Below are 11929 nucleotides of genomic sequence, written 5' to 3' on the forward strand. Positions count from 1 at the left end.
AGGCGGGGGCGGGAATGACGGCAGACGTTGCGGCTGGTTTTTCAGACGACCTTCTCTCTCTCGCATATTCCAACAGGTCGTCTGAAAAGCGGAACCGTAGGCGGGACTCAGTTTTCCGCGGGCAAAGTCCACGCTACACGTCGTCTGAAATCCGATTGGCGCCTCCTACGGCTGTTGTCCGTCTCAGCGTTCTTCAATCTCCACAAACGCCAAGTCTTCGGGGCCGGTGTAGTTCGCGCTCGGACGGATGATTTTGCCGTCTTTGCGCTGTTCGAGGACGTGTGCCGCCCAGCCGGTGGAGCGCGAAATCACAAACAGCGGCGTGAACATGGCGGTCGGGACGCCGAGTTTCTGATAGGACACGGCGGAGAACCAGTCCAAGTTCGGGAACATTTTTTTCTCTTCCCACATCACGCTCTCCAAGCGTTCGGCGATGTCGAAGAGGCGCATGTCGCCCGCTTCCCGGCTCAAACCGCGCGCCACTTCTTTAATCACGACGTTGCGCGGGTCGGAAATGGTGTAAACCGGATGGCCGAACCCGATAACGATTTCTTTGCGGGCGATGCGTTCGCGGATGTCGGCTTCGGCTTCGTCGGCGTTGCGGTAGCGTTTTTGGATGTCGTAGGCAACTTCGTTCGCGCCGCCGTGTTTCGGACCTTTGAGCGCGCCGATAGCGCCGGTGATGCAGGAATACATGTCCGAGCCTGTACCGGCAATCACGCGGGCGGTGAAGGTGGAGGCGTTGAACTCGTGTTCCGCATACAGAATCAGAGAAACGTGCATGGCTTTCACCTGCGATTCGGTCGGGCGTTTGCCGTGCAACAGGTGCAGGAAGTGGCCGCCGATGGTGTCTTCTTTGCTTTCAACGTCGATGCGTTTGCCGTTGTGCGAATATTGATACCAGTAGAGCAGGATGCTGCCGAGGCTGGCGATGAGTTTGTCCGCAATGTCGCGCGCTTCGCTTTCAGGGTGGCTTTCACGTTCGGGATGAACACAGCCGAGCATGGACACGCCGGTACGCATGACGTCCATCGGATGCGTGTGCGCAGGCAGGCTTTCCAACACTTTAATCACGCGGATAGGCAGGCCGCGCATGGATTTGAGTTTGGCTTTGTAGGCGGCGAGTTCGAATTTGTTGGGCAGATGACCGTGAATCAGCAGGTAGGCGACTTCTTCGAACTCGCATTTCTGCGCCAGATCGAGAATGTCGTAACCGCGGTAGCTCAAATCGTTGCCCGTGCGGCCGACCGTACACAGCGCGGTATTGCCCGCCGCCACGCCGGAGAGGGCGACGGATTTTTTCGGTTTGAAGGTCGGGGTTTCGGTGGTTGCAGTCATGGTATTTCTCCTTTGTGTTTTATGGGTTTTGGGTTTTCAGACGACCTATTCAAGGTTGAGGGTCGTCTGAAAACGGTTTTTTACTTCTGAAACAATTTATCCAGCTTCTGCTCGAAGTCGTGATAATTCAAATGCTCGTAAAGCTCCGCGCGGGTCTGCATGGTATCGACCACCGCCGCCTGCGTGCCGTCGCGCATAATCGCCTCATAAACATTCAGCGCGGCCTTGCTCGCGGCGCGGAACGACGACAGCGGATACAGCACCAGCGACACGCCGTTGTCCGCCAGCTCGCGCTGCGTATAAAGCGGCGTCGCGCCGAATTCGGTAATGTTCGCCAACACGGGCACTTTCACCGCATCCGCAAATTGCCGGTACATCGCCAAATCCGTCATCGCTTCAGGGAAAATCATGTCCGCGCCCGCTTCCACGCAAGCCTGCGCCCGCTCGATGGCGGCATCCAAACCTTCCACCGCCAGCGCGTCCGTCCGCGCCATAATCACAAAATTCTCATCCACGCGCGCATCCACGGCGGCTTTAATGCGGTCAACCATTTCATCTTTAGAAACAATGGCCTTGTTCGGACGATGCCCGCAACGCTTCTGCGCCACCTGGTCTTCGATATGGACAGCTGCCACGCCCGCACGCTCGAAGTTGCGAATCGTGCGCGCAATATTGAACGCCCCGCCCCAGCCGACATCGATGTCCACCAGCAAAGGCGTATCCACATTGTCCGTAATCCGCCGCGCATCAATCAGCACATCTTCCATCGTGGTAATGCCCAAATCCGGAATCCCGCACGAACAGGCCGCCACGCCGCCGCCCGACAGATACACCGCCTTAAACCCGCTCTGCGTCGCCAGCCGCGCAAAATAAGCGTTTACACAGCCGACCACGGCAAGGGGATTCGACTCCTTCACAGCTTGGCGGAAACGGGCACCGGCAGAAAGTTGGCTCATGTTAATTCTCCTTTGTAGATTAGATTTTTTTCAGTATCGACTCAGCGGCCCAGTTTCCGCAAAACCCGAAACGAACCGTTCAAAAAGAAACAATGCTTGCAAAACCCTTTTCAGACGACCTTTCAAAAACCAAACCCATCGGGTCGTATGAAAAATCAAAATCAATAAAAACAATCAATTAACAAATTCAATACAAACAATTCGGCTGAAGCGGAGGTATACGGAATTTTTTAATATTTTTAATATTCAGAAAAGAAATAAAGCTGGAAAGACAGGATTTTCAAAACCCAAACCGTCCGCAGAAATGCGGAAACCCCGATTCGGGCAAAGAGCCGTCAGACCGCCGCGACTGCCCAAAAGCAGACGACGACGGATGCGGCAGAGATAGAAGACGATCTATAACAAGACGGAGAAGTTTGGTACAGATTCATGACAGGGTTCCTTTGTAGTGCAATGTAGTTTTTATAAGTATGGACAAATTTAAAAAATAATTTTCAGGCTGTCAAACACTTTTTCTAAAATATTTTTAAAAAATTCAATCATTAATGAACAATACTTCAGAAACAAAACCCAAACCACCACCTTAAAACAACCCAAATCCTTGCCTGACAAAGCCTGTATCACCTCTAACCAATCAGAACTATTTTAAATAATACTTCTTAAAATCAAATATAATTAATTCATTTTTTAGGAATTTTTGTTTAACCGCAAAAAACAGCATCCAAACCGCCCAAACCACCCGATTTTGCACCCACGCCCTTTTTCAGACGACCAAAATTTAAATAACATTATGATTTAACAATAAAAATAATCTGATTTTAAAATGTAGTCGCGTGTAGTTTTAGATATAAAAAGGTCGTCTGAAAATCGTAACCCTATGATTTCAGATGACCTTCACACCCAGCCGTAGCGTGGGCTTCGCCCACGAAAAACAATGCCATTTATCGCCCCCGACTCGAAAACCAAGCAATCAACTCCGTGGGCAAAGCCCACGCTACGATCCGCAGTAGGCATCGAACTGCCCTACCCGCCGCCGCGTTGGATTTGCCCATCAAGGAAAGTTTTGTATTTAATGGGAAAGGTTTTTGCTTATCTCAGAATCACGTTCATCCACCATAAAAATTAAAAAAGGTCGTCTGAAACCCATAATCACATGATTTCAGACGACCTTTTCACACATTCCCGGTACGCGTTACGACGCTGTCTGATGCCGTTTCAGGCGCATGGCGAAAAACACCATCACCGCGCCCAACACCAGCGCGCTGCCCATCGCCAGATGGATGCCGTCGAGCATGGCTTGTTGCGGCGAAGCGGCGGAGGAAAGTTTCTCGCCGATATTGGTCGCACCGACGAAAAATGCCGCGCCGATTGCACCGGCAATCGGGTTGATGGTGGTCAGAATCGCTGCGCCGTGGGGATTGAGTTTTTTCGGCAGCGCGTTCAAGCCGTGGGTTTCGCCCGTTACGCAGGCGGAGACGGACACCGCCATCAGCGTGAACATGGCGGTCAGCATCATGACTTGCGTGTCAATCCGCAAAAACAGCCACAACACCGCCAGCGACACCGTCAGCATCACCGTGGCGGGCAACACGACAAACCGTCCGCCTTTCTTGTCCAGCAGTTTGCCGAACAAAGGCGCGGCAACCGCTTGGGCGATGCTCGCAGGCATCAGAATCAGCCCCGTCGCCGTACCCGTCAGCATCAGCACCTGCTGCGTGTACATCGGCATCAGCAGTTCCAAACCTAAAAACAGGAATACCGCGCCCGCCAGAATCACGACGCAGTAGCGGAACTGCTTATACTCAAACGCTTGAAGGTTCAGCAGCGGCGTCGCCAAGCGGGACTGGCGGTATGCGAACCAGCCCACCAGCGCGACGGAGGCGGCAAACAGCAGGATAAATTCCGCCAGCGGCAGACTGGCGAAATTACTGCTCGCATACACCAGCCCGCCGAAGCCCGCAATCGACAGCACGGCAGACAAAATATCAATCTTCGGACGGCTGATGGTGCTCAAATTAACCGTCAGATACTTGCCCACCAACGCCATCGCCGCCAGCATAAACGGCGCGGTAAAGCCGAACAGCACACGCCAATGCGTGTGGTCGATGATGATGCCTGACAGCGTCGGCCCCATCGCAGGCGCGGCGGTGAACATCATGGTAATCACACCCATCGCCGTTCCGCGTTTGTTCGGCGGGTAAATCGACAAAATGCCGTTAAACAGGAGCGGCACAAAAAACGCGGCAGACACCGCCTGCACCATCCGCCCTACGACCAGAATCCCGAAAGTCGGTGCAAACGCGCAAATCAGCGAACCCGCCAGAAACGTCGCCTGCGTGAACAATACCATCTTGCGCGTTTCAAACCATTGAATCACGCCCGCCGTAATCGGTGTGAACGCACCCATCACCAGCAAAAAGCCCGTCGTCAGCCATTGGACGGTGGTCTTGTCGACACCGAAATCCTTCATAATCGGCGTGAGCGCGACATTTAAAAGCGTGTCGTTGAGATAGCCGAAAAACGCGCCGATAAACAGCGTCGCCACAATGGTTTTAGAGGGGAAGTCGGGATTGTCGGCGTGGTATTCGTGAGTCGTATCATCTGTATCAATATCGGAAGCGTGCATAACATCATATTGAAATATTTGAGGAATACGGATTTTAGCATGGATATGCAAAAGGTCGTCTGAAACCCTATACCGGATTTTCAGACGACCTTTGAAGCTTGATACTTATTGAGATCTCTACAAAATTCACCTAAATTCCCACCCCGAACATTTAATGCACCGAGGTCATTTGAAACTACAACGCGACAATAAAATTATTGGGCATACCTGCGATGCGTAGGAGTAGTTATTCAGGGCAGTAGGCCTCCTGCTGAAAAATAGCAACCTCAAGATAAGTAATAAGTTTATTCGCTATAAAACCTGTCCGAACCTGTTTTCGACAGGCATTTTTTATTTTAAAACAGCAGGTTGTTTTTCAGTAAGGTATTTCCAATAGCGTTGCGGCATTTGTTGGCGGTGCAACCTAGGATTGCATCGTGACGGAATATTGGTGCTGTTGAAATAGTCCTGCCACAAGGCTTGGTAACTGCGTTCGTCAGGGGCGTACGATGTTTGGATGAGGTGGGCTTCAAGCCTGTTGATTGCGTGCAGGCCGTTCGTGTCGCTTAAGATGCCGTAATGCCGCTGCATATCGAATATCGCCCATTGCTGTTGCGGATAACGGTTGCGGAAATGGCGTGTAATCAAGGGCAACACATCGTATTGAGGTTCGATACGCGCGAGATACAGACCATCTGCCAGCTCTTCAAAGCGCACAAACGCTTCCATCTGGTGTTTTTCATGTCCGACGGTTTTAACCCATTGCGCCCATTGCATCACATCGTAAAGACCGTAATCGCAGAGCACGTCTTTGCGCATCGGGCGGGCAAGCATCAGGCTGACGATGCGCAGAAAAGTATCGGGCATCTCAGGTAGGGCGATTAAAAAGCCATACAGCAGTTTGACCATGCCGCCGCGTCCGATTTGCTGTTCGAGCCGTTTGAAAACGCGCTGGGCGCGTTCGGGGGAGGTGGTAACGGTTTCGCTGCGGCTGAATAAATCCGTATCCTGCGCATCATGGGTAATATGCACGTTTTCAGGAGCGTATTTGCAGGCGTAAACATGAAACACGGTGCTCAGCAGTCCGTCGAAGCTGCCGTCATAGTGCAAAGTGATTTGCATAATGTGGACCTTTTCGTTATCAGCCGAACAAATCGCTTTGCACGGCATCGCTTTGGCTGAATTTGGAGCGTGTGTTTTGTAAAAGCAGGCCGCGCAGTTGCGGGCTGTCGATTAGGTCGGCGTAGCGGTTGGGTTCGGGCAGGGTGATGAAATAGCGCGCGCGGTTTAATGCCACGCCCATTTTGCGCAGGTGTGCCATGGTAATCATGCGGAAGCGGCGGACCTGCACGATTTTGCGGGCGGACTTCACGCCGATACCGGGCACGCGCAAAATCATTTCAAGCGGCGCGTGTTGCAGCGGCACGGGAAACCATTCGCGGTGGCGCAGCGCCCAAGCGAGCTTGGGGTCGAAATCCAAGTCGAGGAAAGGTTGCTGTTCGTCTAAGATTTCATGATCGGAAAAGCCGTAAAAACGCATCAGCCAATCTGCCTGATAGAGCCGGTTTTCGCGCCGCAACGGCACTTGCGTCGATAAAGGCGGCAGGCGTTTGTCTTCCAATACCGGTACATAGCCCGAGTAATACACGCGTTTGAGACCGTAATGGCGGTAAAACCCGCCAGCGGCGCGGATGATTTGGCGGTCGGTTTCGCCTGCCGCGCCGATAATGAACTGCGTGCTTTGTCCGGCAGGGGCGAACTTGGGCGTGGATTTGATGGTTTTGCGGCCGTCGGCAAAGGCGACGATTTCGTTGCGGACAAACGCCATCGGTTGCGTCATGTCGCTGTGGTTTTTTTCGGGTGCAAGCAGCTTGAGGCCGGAAATGGTGGGGATTTCCATGTTGACGCTGAGGCGGTCGGCATACAGCCCGGCTTCGTGCAGGATTTCGGTAGACGCTTTGGGAATGGTTTTGAGGTGGATGTAGCCGTTAAATCGATGTTCTTCGCGCAGTTTTTTGGCAATCCGCACCAAGCGCTCCATGGTGTAATCGGCGTTTTTGAAGATGCCGGAACTCAAAAACAGCCCTTCGATATAGTTGCGGCGGTAAAAGCTCATGGTCAAATCCACCACTTCATCGACCGTAAACGCCGCGCGCGGAATATCGTTGCTGCGGCGGGAAGCGCAATAAGCGCAGTCGTAGATGCAATGGTTGGTCAGCAGGATTTTCAGCAGCGATACGCAGCGGCCGTCTTCGGTGAAACTGTGGCAGATGCCCGCACGCGAAGAGTTGCCCAAGCCTTGCCCGTCGTTGCCGCGCGAACCGCCGCTCGACGAGCAGGAAACATCATATTTGGCGGCATCGGCTAAAATTTCGAGCTTACGGCTGATTTTTTGATAGTCCATAGCTTATCTGTTATTAGAGAAAGTTAAGTTTTTTTATTATAGTTGTAAGATTTTATTTAGTCAGCTAAATTTTTTCTTAGTATGTGATGAATGATTCAGGAAGGCATGATGCCTGTCTAAGCATTTATGAAGGTTTGTAACGCGACAGAATGCTGCGTTTTGGATTGAAAGCAAAATGCAAGATATTCGGGTTAAGCAGGAGTATGATGAAAAACGCGCCGATAAACAGTGTCGCCACAATGGTTTTAGAAAGGAAGTTGGGATTGTCGGCGTGGTATCCGTGAGCCGTATTGTCTGAGTCAATATCGGAAGCGTTAATATCAACATATTGAAATATTTGAGGAATATGAATTTTAGTATGAATATGCAAAAGATCGTCTGAAACCCGATACCGGATTTTCAGACGACCTTTGGAGCTTGATAATTATTGTCCCGAATGCCGTTTTACCAGCTTCGTCCAGTTGATATAGCCGTAAACCGAATTGTACAAATACATGACGTACATCAGCAAAAGCGGCAGGCTCGTTTCTCCGTTTTTCAACCATGCCGCTGTCCACAGCGAAATCGTCAGGATATTGACCACAATCCACAATGCCCATTGCTCGCGGTAGCGCAGAATCATCAAAACCTGAGCCACAATCGACACGACGACCGTTACGCCGTCGAGGGTCGGCAACGCGCTGCCTAAGTGGTGCAGCCATTCGATGTAGACCGACGTTCCGACGACAGATGCGGCAACCACCAGCAGCCACTGTCTGACCGTCAACGCCTTCGCCTTCACTTCCTCCGTTTCCGCCGTTTCGCCCAGCGCCATATGTTTGCGCCACATAGCGAAACCGACAAACTGGACAGGCACATACACCAATAAATTCAGCATCATCTCGCCGTAGAGCTTAAACGTATAAGAAACATAAGCATACAGCGATACGGAAATCAGCCCGAACAAATAATTGCTGATTTTGCCCTTACCGACGAAGACGACGCACAAAATGCCCGTTACCGCCGCAATGCTCGCCAGCCATGAGTCGGGATTGAAGACGAACACGACCGCCTGTATTCCCAAAAACATCAGCAGCCAAACCGCTTCGAAATGCGTCCAACCGCCGAACAATTCGCGTTTCCACCAGGCTAATGACATGATTTTTTTCCCTTTTTTCTTTATTAATGCTCGATGCGGGATGCCTCTCAAAACAAAAGAATCCATCCCATATTGCATATGTTTTACATTATGCGTAAGTTTCAATTTACACGCAATAAAACAATTACTAAAGTTACATATCTAATTAAAACTGTTGCCCAAGCAATACAGTGAATCCGAAAAAACAAGGCTTTCCATCTAACGATTTGTCTTCAAGTACCTGAATTTTCATCATAATTCCCATAACAACCATAAAGAAACTAAATTTCAGCGTGTACGACCTGCCCGTAGATAAAGCCGCCTTAACGCGATGCCCTAATCTTGACCGTTATCCGCACCCATTTTAAAATGAATTTACGAATCGTTTTTATTTTTACACAATCAGGAGAAAATTCATGGCAAAAAAAGTCAGCATTTTAGTAGGCAGCCTGCGTAAAGGCTCGTTCGCACGCAAAGTGGCGCAAAACGTCATCCCCATGTTCCCCGAAGGCTACGAAGCCCAAATCGTCGAAATCGGCGGCTTGCCGCTCTACAATTTCGACTATGACGACCCCGCCGAAACCAACTTCCCCACGCCCGAAAGCTACACCGCCTTCCGCGAAACCATCAAAGCCTCCGACGGCGTATTGTTCGTTACCTCCGAAAACAACCGCACCGTCCCCGCCTGCCTGAAAAACGCGGTAGACATCGGCTCCAAACCCAACGCTGACGTCGCATGGAAAAACACGCCCGCAGGCATCATCAGCCATTCCGTCGGCAAAATGGGCGGTTACAGTTCGCAAAAAAACCTGCGCCTTGCCTTGTCCTACTTCAATATGCCGCTGACCGGGCAGCCCGAAGTCTTCCTCGGCAACTCCCCTACTCTGTTTGACGATAACGGCAAACTCATCGAATCGGCACGCAGCTTCGTCCAAGGCTATATCGACCAACTCGTCGCCCTGATCGAGAAAAATCCTAAATAAGCCGTCATCTATTCCGTCAAAGCATTTCCATAAAAAAGGTCGTCTGAAAACCTATGCCGAAGGTTTTCAGACGACCTTTGTATCCCCTGCTTTACGCAGTTTCTTTCTTGCTCAATGTCAGACCTGTCCAACCGAACAGTAGCGTCAAAATCAGACTCAAATAGCAGAAGAAGGCATAAGGCAGGTATTCCCAAACGGGTACGCCAAGTGCGTGGCTGATAAATACGCCGCAGACGCTCCACGGAACGAGAGGGTTGATGACGGTACCCGCATCCTCAAGCGTGCGCGAAAGGTTGCGCGAATGCAGACCTAGCTTGTCGTACACAGGTTTGAAGGTTTCGCCGGAAAGCAAAATACTCAAATATTGTTCGCCGATAAGGAAATTGACGCCAACCGACGTAGCGGCAACGCTGAAGGTGGCGCGTCCGGCGGTGGTCAGGAACGCGCGGATGGCGTCCAGCAGCGACGGAATCACGCCGAGCGTGAACAGCAAACCGCCCAAACTCATGCCGAGAATCACGATGGTTTGCGTGAAGAACATGCTTTCCAAACCGCCGCGCGAAATGAGTTTGGCGATGTCTTGGAACGCTTCACCTTCCAGCTTGTAGCCGCCGTAAAACCATGCACCGAGCTGGTTCAAGTCGGGCGTACTGTGGAAATAGGTAACGCCAAGCGCGGCGATGATAGTGAAGAGCATGGCGACGACGGCGTTGACGCGCAACAGCGCCAACACGACCAACAGCGCAAACGGAATCAGCGAATAGCCGTGTACCAAGCCCGTCGCTTCAAGCTGGCTGCGGAAGGATTCGACGCTGTTCATATCGTGTGCGGCAACATTGGGCAAGAGCCACAGCATCAATGCTGCGCTGATAAGCCACGCAGGAATGGTGGTGTACATCATGTTTTTGATGTGTTCGAACAAATCAATGCCGACGATGGAGGCAGAAATGCCCGTAGTATCGGAAAGGGGGGACATTTTGTCGCCAAAGAACGCGCCGGAAACAATCGCGCCCGCCGTCATTGCCAAATCGGCATGAAACGCCGCCGCCATGCCCATAAAGGCAACGCCGACGGTGGCGCAAGTGGTCAAACTACTGCCGATGGATACGCCGATAATGGAACACAGCGCGAAAGCAGAAAAATAGAAATAAGTAGGAGAAATCAGCCCGAAACCGTAATACATCAGCGTCGGAATTGCGCCGCTCATCATCAGCGCGCTGACCATCAGTCCGATGAAGAAAAACAGGTAAATCGCACCCATGCCCTGCCCCACCGCGCCGACCATGCCTTTTTGCATGTCGTTGTATTTCAACCCGCGTGCAAGACCGTAGAGGATGAGGACGGTAATGGCGGCAATGATGGACATATGGGGCAGCCAGCCCAACGAAATGATGGTGTAACCCATCGCCCCGATTAACGCCACGACGACGGCAAGAGCTTCTCCGCGCGGCATGTCGAGCAGTGATTTGAATGTAAACATATTGCTTTGCCTGTTTTGTGTGTATTTAACGAAGTTTAGCACACAGGGTCGTCTGAAAAACCGCTTTTCAGACGACCCCGTGATTTTTTATGAATGTAGAAACGGATTTTTATTAAAACAATATAATATTAAAATATATTTTTTAGAAAAAAATATCCATTTTTTAATATTTAAGAAATATTATGGCTTTTTATGCCATAAATAACCATATCGTTCATCATGTAAAAATACGGACTGAATTTCGTTTTATTCCGCTTCGCACTGTTTCAAGTTAAACCTTGCCGCAGACGCTTCGCGTTTGTAATCTGTTTCGTTGATGTAGTTTGGCCGATAATCCCGCAGCCATTCGGACAATGGGGCAAGCGTTTTGCGGCAGGCCGCTTTATCTCCGGCATTTTTAAAGCTGACTGCCAAATCATTCAAACCCCGCATCCAGTCGGTCAGATAGAGGAATCTGCCACATTGGTTTAGATATTGCCGCTTGAGGTTTGCCGCCTCTCGGAAACGTTTGTCCCGATAGGCAGTCTGGAAACGCCGCTCCGCCGCCTCTGCATATTTTGAGGCGCAGGCCGTCGGCATTTTATAATAAACCCTGTCGAAAAAAGCGTTATGCCCGCAATAGCTTTGACAGGCTTCTCGGGCGGATTCGGGGATGTCCAAACGCACACTGTCGCGCTTGAAACTGAAATGCACGACACAGCCCTCCCCATCGCTGACAATACGATTGCGAACGACGCCTTCGTAATCGCACACATTGCCGTTTGGATTGATGGTACTGACGGAAAAACTGCTGCCCTCAAGTGTCAACACCCCGCTACTGAGACGGTCGTCGGCAATGACGTAGTTTTGTGCGGCAGCATGCAGGGATAACACGGCGGGAAGTAAAAAGATTAAGGGTTTCATCAATACGGACACTCCTCAGAATTGACGGTTTCAGGCATTCGGCAAAGTTTTCACGCCCGAAATGGATTCATTTAGAAAATACCCTCACTTCTCTTTTCACCCAAGCGGAAAAGACGGCAGGGGCTTCTATGGTTTGAATTGGC

At 51.0% G+C, this 11929-nt stretch carries 9 protein-coding genes; 1 reads left to right on the forward strand and 8 read right to left on the reverse strand.

Annotated elements, in window-relative coordinates:
* Nucleotides 1–183: 183 nt before the first annotated feature.
* The 6 genes from prpC to pnuC all read right to left on the reverse strand — a co-directional run bounded on the left by prpC (nucleotide 184) and on the right by pnuC (nucleotide 8441).
* Nucleotides 184–1338, reverse strand: a complete 1155-nt coding sequence (gene prpC / locus J7445_RS08620; protein WP_039409160.1) for a bifunctional 2-methylcitrate synthase/citrate synthase — start codon at nucleotides 1336–1338, stop codon at nucleotides 184–186.
* An 80-nt stretch (nucleotides 1339–1418) separates the two neighbouring features.
* A complete protein-coding gene (gene prpB / locus J7445_RS08625) occupies nucleotides 1419–2294 on the reverse strand; it encodes a methylisocitrate lyase (protein ID WP_070539569.1) in 876 nt (291 codons plus the stop codon).
* A 1192-nt stretch (nucleotides 2295–3486) separates the two neighbouring features.
* Nucleotides 3487–4920, reverse strand: a complete 1434-nt coding sequence (locus J7445_RS08630) for an MFS transporter (protein ID WP_209282997.1) — start codon at nucleotides 4918–4920, stop codon at nucleotides 3487–3489.
* Nucleotides 4921–5250: 330 nt separating this feature from the next.
* Entirely contained in the window at nucleotides 5251–6021 is a 771-nt protein-coding gene (locus tag J7445_RS08635) for a TIGR03915 family putative DNA repair protein (protein ID WP_019271134.1), read from the reverse strand.
* Between the two features lie 19 nt (nucleotides 6022–6040).
* A complete protein-coding gene (locus tag J7445_RS08640; RefSeq protein ID WP_209282998.1) occupies nucleotides 6041–7303 on the reverse strand; it encodes a putative DNA modification/repair radical SAM protein in 1263 nt (420 codons plus the stop codon).
* Nucleotides 7304–7727: 424 nt separating this feature from the next.
* Nucleotides 7728–8441 carry a nicotinamide riboside transporter PnuC gene (gene pnuC, locus J7445_RS08645; RefSeq protein ID WP_209282999.1) on the reverse strand — a complete coding sequence of 238 codons (714 nt, stop codon included), beginning with the start codon at nucleotides 8439–8441 and terminating at the stop codon, nucleotides 7728–7730.
* Nucleotides 8442–8836: 395 nt separating this feature from the next.
* Between pnuC and J7445_RS08650 the strand changes: the two genes are divergently transcribed.
* A complete protein-coding gene (locus J7445_RS08650) occupies nucleotides 8837–9403 on the forward strand; it encodes an NADPH-dependent FMN reductase (RefSeq protein WP_209283000.1) in 567 nt (188 codons plus the stop codon).
* 91 nt (nucleotides 9404–9494) lie between these two features.
* Here the strand turns inward: J7445_RS08650 and nhaC are convergent, their stop codons facing one another.
* Both nhaC and J7445_RS08660 read right to left on the reverse strand, forming a co-directional pair.
* On the reverse strand, nucleotides 9495–10883 hold the full coding sequence (nhaC, locus tag J7445_RS08655) for a Na+/H+ antiporter NhaC (RefSeq protein ID WP_146736772.1): 1389 nt from the start codon (nucleotides 10881–10883) through the stop codon (nucleotides 9495–9497).
* 246 nt (nucleotides 10884–11129) lie between these two features.
* A complete protein-coding gene (locus J7445_RS08660; protein ID WP_146736776.1) occupies nucleotides 11130–11786 on the reverse strand; it encodes a hypothetical protein in 657 nt (218 codons plus the stop codon).
* Between the last annotated feature and the right edge of the window lie 143 nt (nucleotides 11787–11929).

Source organism: Neisseria sicca (genome assembly GCF_017753665.1).
Taxonomy (GTDB): Bacteria; Pseudomonadota; Gammaproteobacteria; order Burkholderiales; family Neisseriaceae; genus Neisseria; species Neisseria flava.

Coding starts and splice junctions, on each gene's coding strand:
- prpC (WP_039409160.1), bottom strand. CDS start 1,338: ATGACTGCAACCACCGAAACCCCGACCTTCAAACCGAAAAAATCCGTC.
- prpB (WP_070539569.1), bottom strand. CDS start 2,294: ATGAGCCAACTTTCTGCCGGTGCCCGTTTCCGCCAAGCTGTGAAGGAG.
- J7445_RS08630 (WP_209282997.1), bottom strand. CDS start 4,920: ATGCACGCTTCCGATATTGATACAGATGATACGACTCACGAATACCAC.
- J7445_RS08635 (WP_019271134.1), bottom strand. CDS start 6,021: ATGCAAATCACTTTGCACTATGACGGCAGCTTCGACGGACTGCTGAGC.
- J7445_RS08640 (WP_209282998.1), bottom strand. CDS start 7,303: ATGGACTATCAAAAAATCAGCCGTAAGCTCGAAATTTTAGCCGATGCC.
- pnuC (WP_209282999.1), bottom strand. CDS start 8,441: ATGTCATTAGCCTGGTGGAAACGCGAATTGTTCGGCGGTTGGACGCAT.
- J7445_RS08650 (WP_209283000.1), top strand. CDS start 8,837: ATGGCAAAAAAAGTCAGCATTTTAGTAGGCAGCCTGCGTAAAGGCTCG.
- nhaC (WP_146736772.1), bottom strand. CDS start 10,883: ATGTTTACATTCAAATCACTGCTCGACATGCCGCGCGGAGAAGCTCTT.
- J7445_RS08660 (WP_146736776.1), bottom strand. CDS start 11,786: ATGAAACCCTTAATCTTTTTACTTCCCGCCGTGTTATCCCTGCATGCT.